Origin of the sequence: Streptomyces sp. NPDC088124, assembly GCF_040685895.1 — a bacterium.
GTDB lineage: Bacteria > Actinomycetota > Actinomycetes > Streptomycetales > Streptomycetaceae > Streptomyces.
Map to the genome: position 1 here is coordinate 56,024 of NZ_JBFBJB010000038.1, position 22,274 is coordinate 78,297.

Consider the following 22,274-nt stretch of genomic DNA (forward strand, 5'->3'; position numbering starts at 1 on the left):
GTCGGCGTGCTCCGTGGCGTCCGGCGGCAATCACACCGGCAATTCACCTGCGTTCCTTCGCGGTGCTCCCGCGAATTGCCGCTCCGACTGCCGCCGGTGGCGAGCGCCGCTCGCTAACTTCGTTCCTGATTCCAGACCGGACCCGGAATGAGGGAATACGTGACCAGCCCTTTCGACGAAGCGAATTCCAGTGTGGCCGGGAGAACTCCGGTCACCCGTTACCAGCGCGTCCTCTGCCAACTGGTCGCCGACGTCCTCGGGGTGAGCGACGTCGGGATCGACGACGGGTTCGTGGCGCTCGGCGGAGACAGCATCATCGCCATGCAACTCGTCAGCCGGGCAAGGAAAGCCGGTCTGCGGATCACCGTCGGCGATGTGCTGACGCGGCGGGACATGGAAGCACTGGCACAGACGGCCACCACGCTGGAGAAGGAGCCGGCGCCGGTCGCGGACAGCGGGGTGGGACCGGTCGTCACCACACCGATCATGCACTGGTTCCGGGAACGCGGTGGCGTGGTCGACACCTACAACCAGTTCGCGGTCCTGCGTACGCCTTCAGGGCTGACGGAACCTCGTCTGATATCGATGGTGCAGGCTCTGCTCGACCACCACGACATCCTGCGCCTGCGGCTGTCCGTGCCGGGCGACGAGGCTGACTGGGTGCTGGAGACCCTGCCGGTGGGCGCGGTCGACGCGGCCCCGGCCGTCCGGCGGACCGATGTGGCGGGGCGCCCCGAGGAGGAGCGGGCCGCGCTGGTGCGACAGGAGTCGGACGCGGCGCGCGACAGGCTGCGCCCCCAGGAGGGCAACGTCCTCCAGGCCGTGTGGTTCGATGCCGGACCGGATCGCCAGGGCATGCTCGCCCTGGTCGTCCATCATCTGGCCGTCGACTCGGTCTCCTGGCGCATCCTGGCCGCCGATCTCGCGACGGCCTGGCAGGCCGTCGAGAAGGGTGCCGCGATCACCCTCGATCCCGTGCCGACCTCGTTCCGCCGCTGGTCCGAAGTACTCGGCGAGCAGGCGCACGCGCAGGCCAGTGTCGCGGAACTCCCCGGCTGGCTCGAACGGCTGCGTCCCGGCGCCGCCCGGTTCGGCGACCGGGCGAGGGTGCCCGGTCAGGACGTGGAAAGCCGGGACCGGGGTTTCACCGAGTTCCTGCCGGCCGAGTTCACGGAGGCGTTGCTGACCACAGTGCCGTCGCTGTTCAACGCCGGTATCAACGACGTTCTCCTCGCCGGTCTCGCGCAGGCGATGCGCGACTGGCACCGCGGACGCGGCACGGCGGGCGACGGCACCGCGTTGCTGCACCTGGAAGGCCACGGCAGGGAGGACGCACTCGCGGAGCTGGATCTCTCCCGGACCGTCGGCTGGTTCACCAGCCTGTTCCCGATCAGGCTCGACCTGGGCGAACCGGACCGGACGGATGCGCACGCCGCCGGGGCGGCGGTGGGGAACGCGGTGAAGCGGGTCAAGGAGCAGGTGCGCGGCGTTCCCGACAAGGGAGTCCGGTACAGCCTCCTTCGCTATCTGAACCCGCGAACGGGTGCGCTGCTGGAGAAGGCGGCCCAGCCGGAGTTCGTCTTCAACTACCTGGGCCGTTTCGAGGTCTCGGACGACGACTGGTCGGTCGTACCGGAGTACGGGACCGGTGTGGACGACACGGGATCAGGCATGCCCATGGCCCACAGCATCGAGGTCAACGTGGCCACGGTGGACCGGGCGGACGGCCCGGTGCTACGGGCCACCTGGACCTGGGCCGACAGCGTCGTGTCCGAGGCGGACACCCGCGAGCTGGCGGAATCGTGGTTCCGGATGCTCCGGACCCTGGTCGCGCACGCCCGCGAACCCGGAGCGGGCGGACTCACCCCGTCCGACCTGACCCTGAGCTCGCTCAGCCAGCACGAACTCGAAGAGATCGAATCCGATCTGCGGGCCTTCTGAGGAAGTTGACACTGAAGATGAACCAATCGGTAGTCGAGGACATCCTTCCCCTGTCGCCCTTGCAGGAAGGCCTCCTCTTTCACGCGCTGTTCGACCGGGAAAAGCACAGCCCATACCTCGCGCAATTCGCGGTGGACCTCGACGGACCGGTGGATTCCGCGCTCCTGAGGGCGGCCGCGGACACCGTGATACGGCGCCACGCCACATTGCGGTCCGGATTCCGGTACCGAAAGACAGGCGAACCGATACGGGTGGTCCGCCGCGATGTTCCGCTGGACTGGCGGGAGACCGAGATCGGTCAGGAAGGCGCGCCGGAACGGATCGCCGAACTGACCGAGCAGGACTGGGCCCGGGGCATCGACGTCGGCGGATCGTCGTTGATCCGGTTCACTCTCGTGCGGCACACCGCCCGCCGCCACCGGCTGCTGGTGACCGCCCACCATCTCCTGCTGGACGGGTGGTCCTTCGCCCTGCTGTTCCAGGAGCTGTTCGCGGTGTATTCCCGGGCGGGCGGTACCGCCGGCCTGCCGTCGGTGCGTCCGTACCGGGACTACCTGGCATGGCTGACGGAACAGGACCGGGCCGGCGCGGAGCGGCACTGGGCGGCGGCCCTGGAGGGGGTGACCGAGCCCACTTTCGTCGCGCCCGCCGATTCCCGGAGCGGTCCGCCGCCGGAGGAGGTGACCGTGCTGCTGCCGTCGGACACGACAGCGCTGCTGACCGCGCACGCCCGCAGGAACCACGTCATGCTCAACACGGTGTGCCAAGCGGTCTGGGCCATCCTGGTCGGTTCACTCACCGGACGCGACGATGTGGTGTTCGGCTCGACGGTCAGCGGCCGTCCGGCAGAGCTGACCGGCGCGGACTCGATGATCGGGATGTTCATCAACACGGTTCCGGTACGGGTACGGCTGGACCGGGCGGCTTCGGTGAGCGCGCTGTTCGATCAGATCCAGGCGGGGCGCGCCGCGTCGCTCGACCACGACCACCTCGGCCTGACGGAGATCCAGACCCTGACCGGGTCCCCGACCGCGCTCTTCGACACCAACGTGGTCTTCGACAACTTCCCGATGCACGACTACAAGGTCGACTCGCCCGACGGCGAACTGGAGGTGCGCGTCACCTTCCGTGACAGCGCGCACTATCCGCTGACCCTGGCCGTCGAACCGGGTGAGCGGCTCGCGCTGCGCCTGCACTACCGCCCGGACCTGTTCACCGCCGACCGGGCGGCCGAGATCGCCGACCGGCTTGTGCTGCTGTTCGAGCAGGTGGCCGAGGATCCGGACCGAGCGCTCTCCGCGCTGACCATGCTGTCGCCCCAGCAGTTCGACCGGATCGTACGGAAGTGGAACGACACCGCGGTCGAGCTGCCCGAGGTGACGCTCGCCGACCTGTGGTCCGAGCAGGTCCGACGCACGCCGGACGCGACGGCCCTGGTGGCGTCCGACGAGCAACTGAGCTATGCCGAGCTGGCCGAACGAGTGGATCGGCTGGCGGCGCAGCTCGCCCACAGAGGCGCGGGCCCGGACCGGGTCGTGGCCGTGGCACTGCCCCGTTCGGTGGAACTGGTGGTCGCGATCCTCGCTGTCGTCAAAGCGGGCGCGGCCTACCTTCCGGTGGATCTGGACCACCCCGCCGGGCGGATCGCCGCGATGGTCGCGGATGCCGGGCCGATCCTCGTACTGACCGACTCGAAGAGCGCCGGCGCCCTCCCCGGCTCTCCACCGAAGCTGTTGCTCGACGAGCCGATCGCGCGGGTCCCCGCCCGGCCGGTGCGACCGCGCCCGGCGCACTCCGCCTATGTCATCTTCACCTCCGGATCCACCGGACGGCCCAAGGGGGTCGTGGTTTCGCACGCGGCCATAGTCAACCGTCTGCTGTGGATGCAGGCCCAGTACCGGCTCACCGATGCCGATCGGGTGCTGCAGAAGACCCCGGCCGGTTTCGACGTATCGGTGTGGGAGTTCTTCTGGCCGCTGATCTCCGGGGCGAGCCTGGTGCTGGCGAAGCCCGGCGGACACCGCGACCCCGTCTATCTGGCCGAGCTGATCCAGCGTGAATCGGTGACCGTCACACACTTTGTGCCCTCGATGCTGCAAGCCTTCCTCCGTGAGCCCGGCGCGGCCGGCTGCACGAGCCTGCGCCGGATCATCTCCAGCGGTGAGGCTCTGTCCGCGGAAACACAACGTGAACTGTTCAGCACGCTCGGCTCCACCGAACTGCACAACCTCTACGGACCGACCGAAGCCGCTGTCGACGCGACCTACTGGCAGTGCCGCCGTGGCGATGAGGGAAGTTCGGTGCCGATCGGCCGGCCGCTGGCCAATGTGGCGGCGTATGTGCTGGACGGCGGGCTGCGGCCGGTGCCGCCGGGGGTGGTGGGCGAGCTGTACCTGGGCGGGATCCAGCTCGCCAGGGGATATAGCGGGCGCCCCGCGTTGACCGCCGAGAGGTTCGTGGCCTGCCCGTTCTCGGCGGGGGAGCGCATGTACCGGACGGGTGACCTGGCCCGGTGGACCGCCGACGGGGAGCTGGAGTACGTCGGCCGCGCGGACGCGCAGGTGAAGATCCGGGGCTTCCGCGTGGAGCTCGGCGAGGTCGAGGCGGTGCTGGCCGGCCACCCCGAGGTCATGCAGGCCGCGGTCGTCCTCAGGGAGGACCGGCCGGGTGACCAGCGCCTGGTCGCGTATGTCATGGCCCGGTCCTCGGGCCTCACGGGCCGGGAACTCCGCCGGTTCGTGTCGGACAGCGTGCCCGACTACATGGTCCCCGCCGCGGTGGTCCTGGTCGAGACCATGCCGACGACGATGAACGGGAAGCTCGACCGGGCCGCGCTGCCGGAGCCGGACCGGGCCGCGGGCGCCGTACGGGAGCCGCGGAGTCCGCGTGAGGAGATCCTGTGCGAACTCTTCGCCGAAGTGCTCGGGGTGCCCCGCGTGGGGATCGACGACCATTTCTTCGACCTGGGAGGGCACTCCCTGCTGGCGCTCCGGCTGCTCTCCCGGATCCGGTCGGTCCTGGGGGAGGGGTTCGAGATCCGGGACCTGTTCGCCGAACCCACGGTGGCCGGACTGGCCCGGCTGACCGGAGCCGCGCGCCCCGCGCTGACCGCCCGGGCAGGAGCGGAGCCCGTACCGCTGTCGTTCGCCCAGCGACGTCTGTGGTTCCTGAACCGGATGGAGCGCGACGAAGGAACGTACAACGTGCCCGTCGCGGTCCGTCTCACCGGGGCGGTGGACAGGGACGCTCTGGCACAGGCGTTCGCCGACGTGGCGGAACGGCACGAAAGCCTGCGCACGATCTTCCCCGAGGAAAGTGGTGAGCCGCACCCGGTCGCACTGGACTCGGTTCCCGGGATCGAGGTCGTCGAGGTGGCACCGGGGGACCTCGCCGACGCCATGGCGGAGCGGGTCCGTCACCGGTTCGACCTCACCGCACACGCACCCGTCCGGGCCACGCTGTTCCTGCTCGGCCAGGAGCAGCACGTCCTGCTGCTGGTCATTCAGCACATCGCGGCCGACGGATGGTCCCTGCGTCCGCTGCTGAGGGACCTCGGCCTGGCGTACACCGCCCGATGCGACGGGAGCGCACCGGACTGGCCGGCGCAGCCCGTGCGCTACGCCGACTACACACTGTGGCAGCGAGAGCTGCTCGGCGACGCCGAGGACGCGGACAGTCTGATGGCCCGCCAGTTGACCTACTGGCAGCAGCAGTTGGCCGCACTGCCCGCGGAGCTGACGTTGCCGGTGGACCGGCCGCGCCCCGCGGTGGCGACGCAGTCCGGTGGGACCGTGGCCGTCCACTGGGAGCCGGAGCTGCACAGCAGGCTGCTCGATCTTGCCAGGTCCGCCGGCTGCACCCTGTTCATGGTGGTGCAGGCGGGTTTCGCGGCACTGCTGACCCGTATGGGCGCGGGCACCGACATCCCCTTCGGCACCCCGGTGGCGGGCCGGTCGGACAGCGCGCTCGACGACCTGGTCGGGTTCTTCGTCAACACCCTGGTGCTGCGCACCGACACCGCGGGCGATCCCGGGTTCGCCGAACTGCTGCGACGGGTCCGGGACACCGACCTGGAGGCATTCGGACACCAGGACGTCCCCTTCGAGCGTATCGTCGAGGCCCTGCAGCCCGAGCGGTCGCTGTCCCGGAACCCCCTGTTCCAAGTCATGCTCCAGGTGCAGCACGCCGAGACCACCACCCCGGCCTTCGCCGGACTGGAGGCGGAACGGGCCCCGGTGACCTGGGACGTCGCCAAGTTCGACCTCAGTCTTGAACTGATGGACGAGCGCGATGCCGAGGGAGCACCGGCCGGGCTGACCGGCTACCTCGAGTACGCCGAGGAACTGTTCGACCGGACCACCGCCGAGCAACTCGTGACGCGCCTGCGACGGCTGCTGGAACAGGTGCTCGCCGCCCCGGAACGACCGATCGGCGCTGTCGACGTGCTCTCGGACGGGGAACGGCGGCGTTTCCTCGCCGCGCCGCCCGTGCCCACGCTCGCGCGGCGACCTGTGTTCCTGCCCGACGCGTTCCGGGAGCAGGTCGCCCGCACGCCGGACGCGACGGCGCTGGTCTTCGAGGACACCACGATGACCTACGCCGAGCTCGACGCACGTGCCACCCGGCTCGCCCGCCAGCTCGTGAGCCGGGGTGCGGGCCCGGACCGAGTGGTGGCGGTGGCCTTGCCCAGGTCCATGGACCTGGTGGTCGCGCTACTGGCGGTACTGAAGGCGGGCGCCGCGTTCCTCTTCGTCGACCTGGCGTACCCGGCTCGGCGGATCGCCCACCTGCTGGAGGACTCCGCCGCCGCCCTGGTCGTCACCGACAGCGCATCCGCCGAGTCGCTGCCCGCACGCGAACCGGTGCTCATCGACGGCCCCGCGCTCGACGACGAATCACCGGAAGAACTCAAGATCGCGATCGCCCCGGAGCATCCGGCATACGTCGTGTACACCTCGGGGTCGACCGGCCTGCCCAAGGGCGTGATGGTGACCCACGGCGGGCTGGCCAATCTGCTCGCCTTCTACCGTGACGAGGTCATCGCCACCGCCGAACGGACCCGGGGTTCGCGGCGCTGCCGGATGGCGCTGACCGCGTCCCTCTCCTTCGACACCTCGGTCGTCGGTCTGCTGTGGCAGGCCGTCGGCCACGAACTCCACCTCATCGGCGACGACACCCGCCGCGACCCCGCCGCCATGGCCCGGTACCTGGACCGGTGCGGCATCGACGCTCTCGACGTGATGCCCAGCTATGCCGAAGAGCTGATCCAGCAGGGCATGCTCGACCCGGCCGGAACACCGCCGGCGGTGCTGATGACCGGCGCGGAAACGGTGGGCGAGAAGCTGTGGACACGGATCCGGGAAACCGAGGGGATCACCGTCTACAACATCTACGGACAGACCGAGACCACCGTGGACTCCCTCTTCTGGACGTCGGACGACAGCGACCGCCCCCTGATCGGCCGTCCGATCGCCGGAGTGGACGTGTTCGTGCTCGACCCGCGGCTGCGTCCCGTCCCGCCGAAGGTGATCGGTGAACTGTACGTATCGGGAGCCCAGTTGGCGCGCGGTTACGTGAACCGTCCTGCCCTGACCGCGGAGCGGTTCGTGGCGAACCCGTTCAGGCCCGGGCGGCGTATGTATCGCACGGGTGACCTGGTCCGGTGGACCGACGACGGCGCGCTGGAATTCCTCGGCCGGGCCGACGACCAGGTGAAGATCCGTGGTTTCCGGGTCGAACTCGGCGAGGTCGAGGCGGCACTGGCCCGCCACGAGGGCGTCGCGCACGCGGTGGCGGTCCTGCGCGAGGACCGGCCCGGGGACAACCGTCTCGTCGGATATGTGCTCGCGCGGAACACGGAACTCGACGTGAGGCAACTGCGCGAGTTCGCACGGCAGAACCTGCCGGACTACATGGTGCCCGCCGCGATCGTGGTGATCGAGGAACTGCCGTTGACACCGAATGGCAAACTCGACCGCGCCGCGCTGCCGAAACCGGCGTACCCCACCGGCACCCGGCGCGCGCCGCGCGATCTCCGCGAGGAGCTCCTGTGCGGGCTGTTCGCGGAAGTGCTCGGACGTGACGCGGTGGGGATCGACGACGGCTTCTTCGATCTCGGCGGCCACTCCCTGCTGGCTGTGCGACTGAGCAGCAGGGCGCGCTCCGTGCTGGGTGTGGAACTGCCCGCCCGTCTGCTGTTCAGTACCCCGACCGTGGCCGGGCTGGCGGAGAGCCTTGACGACATTCTCCCCGGCAGGCCGGCGCTCCGGCCGGGGAAACGCCCGGACGTGCTGCCGCTGTCCTTCGCCCAGCAGCGACTGTGGTTCCTGAGCCAGTGGGAGGAAACAGGCACCAGCTACAACCTTCCTGTCGCTCTGCGGCTGTCCGGTCCGCTGGACCGGGGAGTTCTCGAACAGGCGTTGTCCGATGTCACGGACCGGCACGAGAGTCTGCGGACGGTTTTCGTCGACCATGACGGCCGGCCGGTGCAGTCGGTGCTCGCGCCGGGAGCGGTCCGGCCGGAACTGGTCCACCGAGAGGTGTCCGAGGCCGAGGTCGAGGCGGCGATTCGCGCGGCCGCGGACCATCCGTTCGATCTGGCCGCACACCCCCCCATGGTCGCCCACCTGTTCACGACGGGCCAGGAGGATCACGTCCTGCTGCTGGTGTTCCACCACATCATCTGCGACGGCTGGTCGCTCGGACCGCTCATGCGCGACCTTTCCGCCGCCTATGCCGCCCGCACGCGGCGCGACGCTCCCCAGTGGGACGAACTGCCGGTACAGTACGCCGATTACGCGCTGTGGCAACGGGATCTGCTGGGCAGTGAGGAAGACCAGGACAGTGTGCTGTCCCGTCAGCTGAGCCATTGGCGCGCCCAGCTGGCCGATCTCCCGGTGGAACTGACCTTGCCGACGGATCGGCCCCGGCCCGAGAGCAGCGACTACGCGGGGGGATCGGCGAACGTCGAGTGGAGTCCCGACCTCCATCGAAGCCTGCTCGCGGTCGCCAAGGAGCACAACTGCACGCTGTTCATGGTGCTCCAAGCCGGATTCGCCGCCCTGCTCAGCAGGCTGGGCGCGGGGACGGATATTCCGATCGGCACAACGGTGGCCGGACGGACGGACGACGCGGCCGACGAGGTCGTCGGGTTCTTCGTCAACACGGTGGTCCTGCGGACCGATGTCTCGGCGAACCCGAGCTTCGCGGAGCTGCTCCGTCGCGTCCGGGCCACCGACCTCGCGGCCTACGAGCACCAGGACGTCCCGTTCGAGCGGCTGGTCGAAGAGGTGAATCCACCACGCTCGCTCAGCCGCCACCCGCTCTTCCAGAACATGGTCCAGCTCCAGCACGCGACCGCCGGTCCGGAATTCCCCGGTCTGCGGGCGACCGAACGGCCGGTCCCGTCGACCACCGCCAAATTCGACCTGGTCATCGATGTGGAGGAGCGGCTCGACCAGGACGGAGCGCCGGCCGGGCTGGTCGGGGCCCTGACGTACTCGACCGCGCTGTTCGACGCCTCGACGGGTGAGCGGCTCGCCGACGGCCTGCGCAGCTTGCTGACGCAGGTGGCCCGAGACCCGGAACGGCTGGTCGCCGACCTCGACGTACCACCGGTCCGGGGCCGGCGGTCCGGTGTCGTCACCGCATGCCCGGCTCCGTCGCGGGGCGCGGCGCCGACCACCACCGGCCCGCGCCGGGCGAACGAGGAGGTGCTCAGCGAGCTGTTCGCCAAGGTGCTCAGCCGGGACTCGGTCGGCATCGACGACAACTTCTTCGCCCTGGGCGGGCATTCGCTGCTGGCGACCCAGCTGATCTCCCGGGTGCGTTCGACCCTGGGGCTGGAGCTGCCGGTCCGGGAACTCTTCCGAGCCCCGACCGTCGCCGGGGTCGCCGCATACCTGGTGAAGGCCCGGCCCGCCCGGCCGGCGCTGCGGCCTGCCACGTCCCACTGACAGTGGGACGTCCACCGACACACCTGGGAGAGGGATCTGATGCTCACCATGTTCGGACTGGAACTGATGGAGGAAGCGGTGTACCGGGAGATGGGCGTATCGCCTCCGCCGGTCGCCGACGAGATCGCCGACCGGCTGGCGGTCGCTCCGGATCTGGTCCGTGCCTGTATCGACCGGCTGCTCGAACTCGGCCTGGTTCGGCGATCCTTCGAGGTGCCCGGCAGATTCGCGGTGGTCGACCCGGTCCTGAGCCTGCAGCAGTCGCTGGCCGGCCAGTACGAGGAGTTGATGCGTCGGCAGCGGCGGGTCGCCGAGACCCATGCCGAGGTGGTTCGCCTGCTCATGTCCGACGCCTCCGGCCGGCCGGGCAGGGTCGAACAGGTCGAGCGGCTCCTGGGGATGGACGAGGTGCAGTGCCGGGTGGACCGGCTGGCGGGGGAGGCCACCCGTGAGGCGCTGACGCTCGTGCCCGGTGGCGCGCGGTCGACGCCGGAACTCTCGGCGGCGCGCCGCAATGACGCGGCGTTGCTGAGCCGCTCGGTGTCGATCCGGACCGTCGGCACGGACACCGACTCCTACGACGCCGCGACCATGGCGCACGTGCGCTGGCTGACCGGCAACGGGGGCCAGTTCCGCGGCATTGAGGCGCCGCTGCCGGGAATGATCCTGTTCGACGGTACGGTCGCGCTGGTACCCCTCGACCCGCAGAACCCGGCGGCGGGCGCGCTCCAGGTCGCCGATCCCGGCCTCGTCGCTCCCATGATCGTTCTGTTCGAACAGACCTGGTCGCTGGCCACACCGCTGGACGCCGGGCGTTCGACGACGGACGAGACCTTGAACGGCAAGGAACGGGCGCTGCTCAGGCTGGTCGCCGAGGGGTGTACCGATGCGGCCGCCGCAGGTCAGTTGCATGTTTCGCACCGGACCGCTCGACGCATGATGGCGGTGCTGATGGAGCGCCTCGGCGCCCGCAGCCGCTTCGAGGCCGGGGTCAAGGCCGCCCGGCGCGGCTGGCTCTGACGACCGAACGGGCCTGCCCCGCACCTATTTCTGACGCAACGTCACCCCGGCTGGGTCCGATCTCCACGGCCCGGCTTGATCGCCATGACCTGACCACTTTGAAAGGACAATTCCGTGAACAATCCGTTCGACGACGAGAACGGCTCTTATCTCGTCCTGGCCAATGCGGAGCGACAGCACTCCTTGTGGCCCGCGAGCATCGACGTGCCCGCCGGCTGGTCCACCGTCTTCGGAGCGGGAACACGGACCGCGTGCCTGGCCCATGTCGAGGAGAACTGGACGGACATGCGGCCGGCCGGTCTGGCGGCCACGATGGACGGGGCCCGACCGCCGGCAGCGAACGAGATCGCTGATGCCGGGCCGACGTTCACCGGGACGTCGCAGTGAGCGGCGTACGGGACACCACGATGGTGCCCCTGCACCGGACGCCGGGCGCCGGGCTGACTCTGGTCGGCCTGAGTTTCTTCGGCGGTGGCACGGCCGCGTACCAGCCGTGGACCGCGCACATGCCCGCGGGGACGGACCTGGTCGTGCTCTGCTACCCCGGCAGGGAGGGACGGTTCGCCGAGGACTTCGCCCGTGACTGGGGCGAACTGGCCGCCGATGTCACACGATCACTGCGCGAAGCCGATCTCGGCCCGTACATCCTCTTCGGGCACAGCATGAGCGGCTGGATGGCCTTCGACGTGGCCGCCCGGCTCGACGGTGACGAGGTGCGAAAGCCCGAAGCGCTCGTCCTGTCCTCCTGCAATGCCCCGGACCGCGGCCTGACCGACAGCGAACTCCTTCCCACGCCCCAGGACGCGGACGAGCGACTCCTGGAGTGGCTCGGAACCCACGGCCTGTTGCCCCAGCACGTCCGTGAACACGCCGGCCTGACCGAGGTGGCGCTGGAGCTGGTACGGGCCGACATCGACGTCCGCAACACCTTCGTCTACGGCGGCGCCGAGGTGAGCGTGCCGCTTCAGGTGTTCTTCGGTGCCGACGATCCGTTGATCAGCGCCGACGCGGCCGCTCGGTGGAGCGCCCTGACCTCCGGCCCGTACCGGCACGACGTGCTCGGCGGCGGCCACTTCTACACCCCGGAGATCTGGCAGACCCTCCCGAGCCGGATCGCTTCGATCAATTCCGCCGCAACCGGCTCTGCTTCCTGAGGAGTTGCCCGTGTCCCCCGTGTCCTACGCCCAGCGGAGGCTGTGGTTCCTGAATCGCGTGAACGGCGGGTCGGCGGTCTACAACTGCCCGCTCGTCATCCGGGTGAGAGGCGAACTGGACCGAACCGCCCTGGCAGCGGCGCTCGCCGACCTGGCGGACCGGCACGAAGTGCTGCGCACGGTGTACCCCGGTGTCGAGGGCGAACCCGTACAGCGCGTACGTGACCGACGGCCCGAGCTGGACGTGGTCGCGTGCGAGGAGAGCGGACTCACCGAGATGCTGTCCGCCACCGTCGACCGAGGCTTCGACCTGACGGCCGATCTCCCCATCCGGGCGACGGTGTTCGCGCTGGCACCCCGGGAACACGTGCTGGCGTTGGTGCTCCACCACATCGCCTGCGACGAGGGGTCCTGGCAGCCGCTGCTCACCGACCTGGCCGCGGCGTACCGCGCCAGGGCCGCGGGCGAGTCACCTCAGTGGTCGCCGCTTCCGGTGAGTTACCGGGACTACGCCGTATGGCAGCGTGATCTGCTGGGCGAGGAGGACGACCCGGCGAGCCTGCTCGCGACACAGCTGTCCTTCTGGCGGGAGCAGTTGGCCGGGCTGCCCGCCGAGCTGGACCTGCCGTTCGACCGGTCGCGCCCCGCGATCGCCGACCACCGCGGTGACTGCGTACCGCTGAAGCTCGACGGCGATCTGCATCGCCGTCTGCTCGCGGTCGCCGCCGACCACGGGTGCACCACCTTCATGGTGCTCCAGGCCGGGCTCGCGGTACTGCTGTCCCGGCTGGGGGCCGGTACGGACATCCCCATCGGCACCGCGGTGGCGGGACGCCTGGACGATGCGCTGGAAGGCGTCGTCGGTTTCTTCGTGAACACCTTGGTACTGCGCAGCGACGTGGCCGGTGATCCGACGTTCAGCGAGCTGCTGCACCGGGTGCGGGACGCCGATCTCGCCGCCTACGACCACCAGGACATTCCTTTCGAGCGGCTGGTCGAGGACCTGAACCCGGAACGGTCGCTGGCACGGCATCCGCTCTTCCAGGTCATGCTCACCCTGTCCAGGGGAGAGGAGGCGACGTTCTCGTTGCCGGGCCTGACCTGTACCGAGGAGCGACTGGACTGGGAGGTCGCGAAGTTCGACCTGTCCGCCGACTTCCGGGAGCATCGCACGCCGGACGGGGAAGCCGCCGGCATCGACGGTTCCCTCGAGTACGCCACCGGCCTGTTCGACCGGGCCACCGTCGACCACATCGCCGATGCCCTGCCCAGGCTGATGCGGCAACTCGTGTCGGCCCCGCAACGGCCCATAGGCGACGCCGACCCTCTCTCCGCCGAGCACCGGCACCAAGCCCTCGTCGCGTGGAACGACACCGCCCGACCCGCGTCGCCGGCCACCGTGCCGGAGCTGTTCGAGGCGCAGGCCGCGCGAACGCCGCGAGCGACCGCGGTGGTGTGCGGGAGCACGAGGCTCACGTTCGCCGAACTCAACGCTCGTGCCAACCTGCTCGCACGTCGTCTGCGCGCTCAGGGAGCCGGGGCGGAGCGGGTGGTCGCACTGGCCCTGCCCCGGTCGGCCGAGTCCGTCATCGCCATGCTGGCGGTACTCAAGACGGGTGCGGCCTACCTGCACGTCGACCTCGAATACCCACCGGACCGCATCGAGCACATGCTGCGCGACGCCGCACCGGTCGCCGTCGTCACGGACACCGCGACCGCGGTGGCCCACGGGTTCGGTGAGTTGCCCGCGGTGTTCGCCGACCGGATCGGGACGCCGTCCGGCCCCGTGGCCGACCTGAAGTGCCGTGTACTGCCGGACAGTGCCGCATACGTCATCTACACCTCCGGATCCACCGGCCGTCCCAAGGGCGTGGTGACGCCGCATTCCGCCCTCGGCAACCTGTACGCCTTCCACCGCGCGGGCCTCATCGCACGCACCGAGGCCGCGGCGGGCCGGCGGCTGAGGTCCGCCGTCACCGCCTCGCTGTCGTTCGACACATCGTGGGAGGCGCTGTTCTGGATGCTGGCGGGACATGAACTCCATGTCATCGGCGACGACGTCCGGCGCGACGCCGTCGCGTTGACCGCCTACGTCAGGGCCGCCGAGGTTGACGTCCTCGACGTCACCCCCACCTACGCGGAGCACCTGCTCGACGAGGGCCTGCTGTCCGGGCCACGGGCGCCGCTGGTGCTGCTGCTCGGTGGGGAAGCCGCCGGCCAGTCGCTGTGGACGCGCATCCGGGAGGCATCCGGCACGCTCTGTTACAACCTCTACGGCCCCACGGAATGCACCCTGGACGCGCTGTGGTGGGACGCCGCGGACAGCCCGCACCCGCTGATCGGACGACCGATCGGGAACACCAGGGTCTTCGTGCTCGACGAGCGGCTGCAACCCGTCGCGCCGGGTGTGCCGGGCGAGTTGTACGTGACTGGCCCCGGCGTGGCCCGCGGCTATCTGAACCGCCCGGCCGCGACCGCCGAACGGTTCGTCGCCTGCCCCTACGTGACGGAAGGGGAGACGGGCAGCCGCATGTACCGCACCGGTGACCTGGTCCGGTGGGACCGCCAGGGCAGGCTGGACTATCTGGGCCGCGTCGACGACCAGGTCAAGGTGAGGGGCTTCCGGATCGAGCTCGGCGAGGTGGAGGCCGCGCTGACCCGCTGCCCCGGCGTGGCGCAGGCCGCCGCGGCCGTGCGCGAGGACGCAAGGGGCGACAAGCGGCTCGTGGGGTACGTACAGCCGGCCACGGACCACGCGCTCGACCCGCGCGAACTGCGCGACCGGCTGGCCTCGATCCTGCCCGACCACATGATCCCGTCGTTCTTCCAGCCGGTGGGACGGCTGCCGATGACGCCCAACGGGAAACTCGACCGGGACGCGCTGCCGCCCCCGGACTTCGCGCACCGTCCGGCGTCGCGTGGCCCGTGCGGACCCTACGAGGAGGTCCTCTGCGATCTGTTCGCGCAGGTCCTGGGGCTCAGCCGGGTCGGAGCCGAGGAGAGCTTCTTCGAGCTGGGCGGCCACTCCCTGCTGGCCGTCAGGCTGCTCTCCCGGGTACGAGCGGTGCTCGGAGGCCAACTCACCATCGTGGACCTGTTCCAGGCGCCCACCGTCGCAGACCTGGCGGACCGGCTGGCCGCGGGCGCGCAGCACGACCCGCTGGCGCCCCTGCTGCCCCTGCGGACAGGAGGCGATCGGCCCGCGCTGTTCTGCGTGCATCCGGCCGCGGGGATCAGCTGGGGTTACGCGGGCCTGCTCGGCCACATCGACGCCGGCTACCCCGTGTACGGTCTGCAAGCCAAAGGCCTCAACGACGCGAGGGCGGTCGGCGGATCCTGGCACCGGATGGTCAAGGACTACGTGGAGCGGATCCGGTCCGTCCAACCCGAAGGGCCCTACCGGCTGATCGGATGGTCCTTCGGTGCCGTGCTCGCCCACCTCCTGGCCACCGACCTCCAGGCCGGCGGAGCCCAGGTCGACCTGCTCGCACTGCTGGACGGCTACCCGCCCGACTCGGTACCCGGCTACCGGCCACTCGAAGACGGCAGTTCGGAGACATTCACCGAACTCCTCGACTCTCTGGGGTACGACCTCTCCGAGTGCGGCGAGGAACCGCTGAGCTTCGACGACTACGAGCGGACGGTCCGCCGACCGGGCAGCACGCTCGAATGGCTGACGCGTGAGGAAGCCGCCGCGCTGGCCCGCGTGTTCGTGGACAACGACCGGATCTACGAGGAACTCCAGCCCCGGACGTACCGGGGGGACATGGTGTTCATGTCCGCCACGGAGGGGAAGCCGGAGGACGCCCCCGCACCGGAATCCTGGCGTGACCACGTGACCGGAAGGCTCGAGGTGCATGAAATCGACTGCGCCCACGGTGAGATCACCCAGGCGGAGCCGATGTCGCGGATCGGCGCCGTCCTCGCCGGGAAACTCGCGCAACTGGACACTCCGCGGCCCACGGCGGGGGAACGATGAGCGTCAGGACCCGCCAAGGCTCGGTGACCGGGCGCGAGTTCCGGCTGTTCTGGTTCGGGGAGACCATGAGTCTGCTCGGCAACGGGATCGCCGTGGTGGCGCTGCCGTTGGTCGCCGTCCTCACCCTGCACGCGGGTACCTTCGTTGTCGGACTGCTGACGTCCGTCGCCTATCTGCCGTGGCTGATGCTCGGTCTGCCCGCGGGCGCCTGGGTGGACCGCCTTCCCCGCCGCCCGGTGATGCTGGTCTCCGATGCCGTTTCCTTCGTCGCTTTCATCAGTGTTCCGGTCGCGGCCTGGGCAGACGTACTCACCATTCCGCATCTGCTCGCGGCCGCCTTCATCTGCGGTTGCGCCAGCGTCTTTTTCACCACCGCGCAACGTGCGTATCTGCCGACACTGCTCTCCGACACGGAGCTACTGGCCGGCAACGCGCGGTTGCAGGGCAGTGAGTCGACAGCCGAGGTCATCGGCCCAGGTCTGGCCGGAATGCTGGTGCAGGCTTTCGGTGCCGTCGCCGGACTGGTGGCCAACGCGCTGAGTTTCCTGGTGTCCTGGCTCTGTCTGCGGGCGATCCGGATCACCGAACCGCCGCCCTCGCCGCCCCCGGAGGTCCGGCGGCGCCGACTGCGCACCGAAGTCCGCGACGGCCTGAGATTCCTGTTCCGGGATCCCATTCTGCGCACACTCGCGGTATTCAGCGCGGTGTCCAACATCGCGTTGACCGGCCTGAGCTCGATCGAAGTGGCGTTCCTGGTACGGACGGTCGGGGTCGGCGAGGCCGTGGTCGGCGCCGTGCTGACGTTGTGTGGTCTCGGCGGAGTCCTCGGAGTGCTGCTGTCCCACCGCGTGTCCCGGCGATACGGCAGCGCGCGGGCCGTGGTGATCTGCCTGGTAGGTGCCGCGCCCTTCACGTTGCTCTTTCCGCTGACCGGCCCGGGGGCCGGCCTCGCGTTCTTCGTCGTCGGCGGTGTCGGTGTCGGCGCGGGTGTGGTGGCGGCGAACATCATCACCGACACCTTCCGCCAGCGGTACTGCCCACCCGACCTGATCGGGCGCATCAGTGCCAGCGCGGCCGTGATCAGCTTCGGCGCCATCGCTTTCGGCGGGTTGCTCGGCGGCACACTCGGCGAGTTGTCCGGTGTCCGGGAAACGATGTGGATGATGACCGGCCTGCAGGTACTGGCAACGGCCATTCTGTTGTGCAGCCCAATACGAAGACTGCGTGATTTCCCCGAATCCGATCGTTCAATTCTTTCGGTCGAGGCAGGAAAGGTCATGCCCTAAAGCGTCCTGGCCGCTTCTGCCCGCCGTCAGACGCCTTTCCTGGCGCGACAGAGAAGTAAGATTTCGACAGCAAGGAAAAGCGAACAAATCTCATTGAAGCGAGGCCTTCATGCAAGGGACGAGCTCCTTGGAAAACCTTCCGGCCACAGTGATGCTACGGGACGACCTGGATGTCGATCGACTGAAATCGGATCTCATAGAGCTCAGCGGTTCCGAATTCTGGGCACTGCAACGGTCCTTCGAGGACGGCGTCGTCGGAGAGGAATCCGATGTGGACTGGAAGGTTCTTTCCCTCCGTGCGCCGGGCGGGGACCTCCAGCGCACCGATCCCGGTGGCCCGGGACGTGACGGGTTCGCCGACACGCCTTTGATGGCGAAGGCGCCCTACCTCAGTCGGATCCTGTCCGAACTGGGCACCGAACTGCGCAGCGTCCGCTTGATGGCCCTGGCCCCCGGTGTGTCTGTCGAAGAGCACTCGGACACCCCGCTCGGGCTCCCCTACGGCTACGTACGGCTGCACATCCCGCTGGTCACCAATCCCGGGGCGGTACTGGTGCTGGACGGTGTCGAGCAGCGGTGGCAGCCGGGAACGCTCTGGTACGCCGACTTCGAGCGACCGCATTCCCTGCGGAACGCCGGTGACCGCGCCCGGATCCACCTGGTCGCGGACTGCGCCACCAACGAGAATCTGCTGGCCCTGTTCCCGGACAGCTTCCGAGCGGAGCTGCCTACCAGCGACATCGCCTACTACCGCCCTGTGCTGCCGCTCACGTCGCGCGAACTCGCCGAGTTCAGCTGCACCTTCGCGGTGCCGTTCTCCTTCATGGAGTGGGGACTTCCCGTGGTCGACGACCAGGAGAGCGACCTCGCCGCCGAAGTGACCGCCGAGGACGGCCGCCTGGTCCTGCGCGCCGAAGGGCGCACGCCCGTGGAGCTGCTGCACCTGGGCGCCGGCGAGTTCCGGCTGCTCGGCTGGAGCGAGGAACGACTGCTCCGCCTCGACCTCTTCGACGACGATCCGCGAGTGGAGCTCTCCACCCGGCGCGGACGCCGGCGCCAGGTGGTCGTCCGCCCGGCGCACACGCTCGCCACGGTCTGACGGCCCGAACCGTCAGCCACCACAGTCCACCCATCACGACCACTGCTTGGGGACAGTCATGCAGACACTGATCGAAACGCCCGCCCTCGTCGAGAACGGATTCGCCCGCTGGGACCTCGCCGAGGAATTCGGGATAGCCGAATCCGACGAGTCCTTCCAGAGCCTTCGCGCCGAGTTCGTCGACCTGCCACCGGACCCCTATGCGACGGAGGAAGGGCGCAACCGCCGCTACGCCCGCGGTATTTTCCTCCCCTGGTCGCGAGAGTTCAGCTGGATTCCGGACACGCACCTCGGCGAACAGGGCTGGATGAACGGCTACTGGCAGGCCGACCACAACCCCGACTACGTCGGTGTGGTCCGCAAGCTGCCCGCCATGAGTGAGACAGCCCGGAACAACCCGATCATCCACGAGATCCTGTCCTTCGACTTCGCCCAGACGCGATGGTCGCGGAACGACGCGGCGTTCCCGCTGCACGTCGGGGTGCATCTGATCAAGCTGGCGGTGGACGACCCCGGACGCGAGGCCATCTCCTCGCCCAATGAGCTCCATCAGGACGGCGAGCCGTTCGTCTTCGCGCACCTGGTCTATCGCCGCAACGTCGTCGGCGGCTCGAACGTGATCGCGCCGCCGAAGTACCGGGGCAAGCTGCCCGAGGACGTGCCCGAGGGCGAGGCTCTGGCCGAGTTCGAACTGACCAAGCCTCTGGAGTCCTACGGCGTCACCGACGAGAAGGTCAGCCACTACGTGTCCCCCATCAGGCGCGGGGCCGGCCCGGAGACGGGCGAGCGTGCGGTGATCCTGGTCGACTTCACCCCGATGCGGCAGTACATCTGAGGCCGCCGACTGCCTGGAGTACGTCGAGTCGAACCGGACCGACCCGCGCCGCGGAGCGTGCGCGAGGCCATCGCGGCGCACTGAACGCCGACCGGCCGCATCGGACCGACGCCCTGTCAGGCCGCAGGGTCCCGCATCCGGGCCCCTGCGGTGCCCGGCCGGCCCGCCCGCCGGCTGCTCCCGGCAGGGCGAGCGTCCAGACCGGGCGAACACTGTGAGTTGGAAGATGAGGGTGGTGACGGGCGCTGTGACCGTTGCGAGTAGGTACAGGCCAAGGCCCCACACGTCGGGGGAGCCGGCCCAGCACGATGTCCTGTCCTTCGTGGGGACGCACGCCACGGTGCGGAAGTCGGGGATGGTCTTCCCACAGAACCTCTCCGAGCGGTCCTGGGAACAGATCGGGGCCAACCTGCGGGAGCTGGTGAACTCCTCGGCCTGGTGGCTCGCGGACTGGCTGATCTACGGGGAGGCCACCTACGGGTGGCGGCGCTACAAGGAGGCCGTGGAGCGGACCGGGCTCGACTACCAGACCCTGCGCAATTACGCCTGGGTGGCCCGCCGTTTCGAGCACGACCGGCGGCGCGACAGCCTCAGCTTCGCCCACCACGCCGAGGTGACCCGGCTCTCCCCGCCGGAGCAGGACTACTGGCTGCGCACGGCGGAACAGCAGAAGTGGTCGCGCAACGAACTGCGCCGCGCGGTGCGCGCCGGCCTGGCCGCGCAGAGCGACCGGGATGAGCTCCCCGACAGCACCGGCGACGGCGGGCAGGACGCCACCGCCGAGGCCGCGTCGCCGGCCGGAGAGCAGGGCGGGAGCAAGATCACCACACTGACCATCGAGCTGTCCGCCGGCCAGCTGGAGTACTGCACCAAGGCCGCCGCCGCGCACGGGCTGCCCGTCGACAAGTGGGTGGCCCGGATGCTGGCGAGCGCCGCACGCCAGAGCGCCTGAGAGCGCACCGCCCCGGTGCGCCCGGGGCGAACCCTCCGCCCAGGTGCCGCGCCGGCCCGCCCGACCGGACACCTTGTACATGGGAGTCAGTTGATGATCCTTCAGGGAAAACGGGTGGCTCTGCCGCCCTCGCCCGTCGTCCATCGCCGCTTCGAGGAGCACGTGCGGACCACCCCCGACGCCGTCGCCGTCGTGTGGTCCGGCCGGCAAGTGACGTACGCGGAACTCGACGCGCGGGCCAACCGGTTCGCGCACCTGCTCACCGCACGCGGCCACGGCCGCGGCGCGAAGTTCGGCGTCTGCCTCGACTACTCGATCGACATGATCGTCGCCATCCTCGGCATCCTGAAGGCCGGCGCGGCCTACGTGCCCTTCGACCCCGCCTACCCTGCGGCCCGCCTGCGGCTGTTGCTCGGGCAGGTGCCCGACCTCGCCCTGATCGTGGCCTCCCCGGCGACGGCCGCGATGGTCGAGTCCGCGGGCGTCGAGGTCATCGACCTCGAACAGCTCGCAGGCCACCTCGCGACCCTCCCGGCGACCGTCCCCGACGTCCACGTCACCGGCGACGACCTCTGCTACGCGGTGTTCACCTCCGGCTCGACCGGCACCCCCAAGCTGACCGCGGTCCGCCACGAGGGCTGGTTCAACCTGATGAACTGGCTCCAGCTCGAGTACGGCCTGCACCGCGGCTCCCACAACCTGGTCGTCTCCGCCTTCGGCTTCGACCTGTCCCAGCGCGCCCTGATGACACCACTGTTCTGCGGCGCCACTCAGCACCTGATGGCCAGCCGCAACTTCGACGCCATGCTGGCCTACCGCATGCTCACCCAGTACGACATCCGCGTCGTGCACTGCGCCTCCAGCACCCTGTACCTGCTGGTCGACTGGGAGAACGCGCGCGGCGGCGACGCCCTCGCCCGGCTCGACTACATACTGTTCGGTGGGGAGGCGCTGAAGAGCGAACGCCTCGCCCACTTCGCGCGCCGTCCGGGCACCACCTGCACCCTGCTGCACCAGTACGGCGTCGCCGAGTGCACGGACGTCGCCACCTCCTACGACCTGGCCCACTACCGGCCTGGCGAGCACGACATCGCCCCGGTCGGCCGGCCCGCCCACAACACCGCCATCCACCTCCTGGACGCAGAACTGCGCGAGGTCGAGGCGGGCCAGTACGGCGAGATCTGCATCTCCGGGGCCGGCGTCGGCGCGGGCTACCTGGGCGCCGGCGGCCCCGAGAACGCCAAGTTCACGACCATCGACATGGAGGGGACGCCACTGCGCCTGTACCGCACGGGGGACCGCGGGCGGATCGACGACAGCGGTGAACTCGTCGTCGCCGGGCGGATGGACGCCCAGGTCAAGGTGCGGGGCATGCGGATCGACCCCGCCGACGTCGAACGCGCTCTGGGCAGGCTGGCCGGCGTCCGCGAGGCGGCCGTGGTGGCCACCCGCAACGACAGCGGTGAAGCCGAACTGAACGCGTTCGTCGTCCCCTCGGGCAAGGACCTCGCCGAGGACGACCTGCGCACCCGTCTGCTGTGGACTCTGCCGCGGAACATGCTGCCGTCCCGGTTCACGAACATCCTGCGCATTCCGCTGAGCCCGCACGGAAAAGTGGACCGCGCCGTCCTGGCGGACATCTGCCGCACCCAGTGCGCCGACAGCAACTCCGCGCCATGACCCGGCCCTTGGCCGTGACGACAAACGAGAGGAACGCGATGACCGCCGACCGTGTCCGCGCCATCTGGTGCCGGGAACTCCAGCGTGACGACATCACGTCGGACGACGATTTCTTCGCCCTGGGCGGCGAGTCCCTGATCATGGTCAGGATTCAGGGCGCATTCATCGAGGAACTGGGCGCCGAGGTCCCCATGGACCAGATGTTCCTCAACCCGACCGTGGCGTCGATCGCCGCCTACATCGACTCCCACGCCGCCCTCGCCCCGTAACACGGCGTATTCCGTGCGGACACGCTCGAACGGACAGCGGCACGCGGTGTCGCGGATGCCGGCCAGGCCTGCGTAACGATGTACATCACCCCGGAGAATCAAGC

The 22,274-nt window shown here is 69.7% G+C and carries 12 protein-coding genes; all 12 read left to right on the forward strand.

All coding sequences use genetic code 11. The annotated features are described in order from the left end of the window. Positions 1-159 precede the first annotated feature (159 nt). The 12 genes from AB0P17_RS28345 to AB0P17_RS28400 all read left to right on the forward strand — a co-directional run bounded on the left by AB0P17_RS28345 (position 160) and on the right by AB0P17_RS28400 (position 22,170). Positions 160-1,941 (forward strand): condensation domain-containing protein, encoded by a 1,782-nt coding sequence (locus tag AB0P17_RS28345; protein ID WP_365814950.1) that lies wholly within the window; start codon positions 160-162, stop codon positions 1,939-1,941. Positions 1,942-1,958: 17 nt separating this feature from the next. After that, a complete protein-coding gene (locus AB0P17_RS28350) occupies positions 1,959-9,896 on the forward strand; it encodes an amino acid adenylation domain-containing protein (RefSeq protein WP_365814953.1) in 7,938 nt (2,645 codons plus the stop codon). A 39-nt stretch (positions 9,897-9,935) separates the two neighbouring features. Further along, positions 9,936-10,916, forward strand: coding sequence for a LuxR C-terminal-related transcriptional regulator (locus AB0P17_RS28355; RefSeq protein ID WP_365814955.1), 981 nt, complete (start codon positions 9,936-9,938; stop codon positions 10,914-10,916). 114 nt (positions 10,917-11,030) lie between these two features. Next, positions 11,031-11,303 (forward strand): MbtH family protein, encoded by a 273-nt coding sequence (locus AB0P17_RS28360; protein WP_365814957.1) that lies wholly within the window; start codon positions 11,031-11,033, stop codon positions 11,301-11,303. Beyond that, positions 11,300-12,070, forward strand: a complete 771-nt coding sequence (locus AB0P17_RS28365; protein ID WP_365814959.1) for an alpha/beta fold hydrolase — start codon at positions 11,300-11,302, stop codon at positions 12,068-12,070. Before AB0P17_RS28360 ends, AB0P17_RS28365 begins: the two co-directional genes overlap by 4 nt. A gap of 10 nt (positions 12,071-12,080) precedes the next feature. Then, positions 12,081-16,049, forward strand: a complete 3,969-nt coding sequence (locus tag AB0P17_RS28370) for an amino acid adenylation domain-containing protein (protein WP_365814961.1) — start codon at positions 12,081-12,083, stop codon at positions 16,047-16,049. After that, positions 16,046-17,335 carry an MFS transporter gene (locus AB0P17_RS28375; RefSeq protein WP_365814963.1) on the forward strand — a complete coding sequence of 430 codons (1,290 nt, stop codon included), beginning with the start codon at positions 16,046-16,048 and terminating at the stop codon, positions 17,333-17,335. The genes AB0P17_RS28370 and AB0P17_RS28375 overlap by 4 nt, the downstream gene beginning before the upstream one ends. A gap of 151 nt (positions 17,336-17,486) precedes the next feature. Further along, positions 17,487-18,434, forward strand: coding sequence for an aspartyl/asparaginyl beta-hydroxylase domain-containing protein (locus tag AB0P17_RS28380; protein WP_365815007.1), 948 nt, complete (start codon positions 17,487-17,489; stop codon positions 18,432-18,434). Positions 18,435-18,492: 58 nt separating this feature from the next. After that, the gene (locus AB0P17_RS28385; RefSeq protein ID WP_365814965.1) at positions 18,493-19,269 is read left to right on the forward strand and encodes a 2OG-Fe dioxygenase family protein; all 777 of its coding nucleotides are present in this window, start codon (positions 18,493-18,495) and stop codon (positions 19,267-19,269) included. Positions 19,270-19,591: 322 nt separating this feature from the next. Continuing rightward, complete coding sequence (locus tag AB0P17_RS28390; RefSeq protein WP_365814967.1) at positions 19,592-20,221, forward strand: LmbU family transcriptional regulator; 630 nt, start codon at positions 19,592-19,594, stop codon at positions 20,219-20,221. Between the two features lie 114 nt (positions 20,222-20,335). Further along, positions 20,336-21,901 (forward strand): amino acid adenylation domain-containing protein, encoded by a 1,566-nt coding sequence (locus AB0P17_RS28395; protein ID WP_365814969.1) that lies wholly within the window; start codon positions 20,336-20,338, stop codon positions 21,899-21,901. A gap of 38 nt (positions 21,902-21,939) precedes the next feature. Next, on the forward strand, positions 21,940-22,170 hold the full coding sequence (locus AB0P17_RS28400; RefSeq protein WP_365814971.1) for a phosphopantetheine-binding protein: 231 nt from the start codon (positions 21,940-21,942) through the stop codon (positions 22,168-22,170). Positions 22,171-22,274: the final 104 nt, after the last annotated feature.

Bases quoted from the DNA above. Each gene is read 5' to 3' on its own strand.
- AB0P17_RS28355 (WP_365814955.1), top strand. From the start codon at position 9,936: ATGCTCACCATGTTCGGACTGGAACTGATGGAGGAAGCGGTGTACCGG.
- AB0P17_RS28375 (WP_365814963.1), top strand. From the start codon at position 16,046: ATGAGCGTCAGGACCCGCCAAGGCTCGGTGACCGGGCGCGAGTTCCGG.
- AB0P17_RS28385 (WP_365814965.1), top strand. From the start codon at position 18,493: ATGCAGACACTGATCGAAACGCCCGCCCTCGTCGAGAACGGATTCGCC.
- AB0P17_RS28400 (WP_365814971.1), top strand. From the start codon at position 21,940: ATGACCGCCGACCGTGTCCGCGCCATCTGGTGCCGGGAACTCCAGCGT.
- AB0P17_RS28380 (WP_365815007.1), top strand. From the start codon at position 17,487: ATGCTACGGGACGACCTGGATGTCGATCGACTGAAATCGGATCTCATA.
- AB0P17_RS28350 (WP_365814953.1), top strand. From the start codon at position 1,959: ATGAACCAATCGGTAGTCGAGGACATCCTTCCCCTGTCGCCCTTGCAG.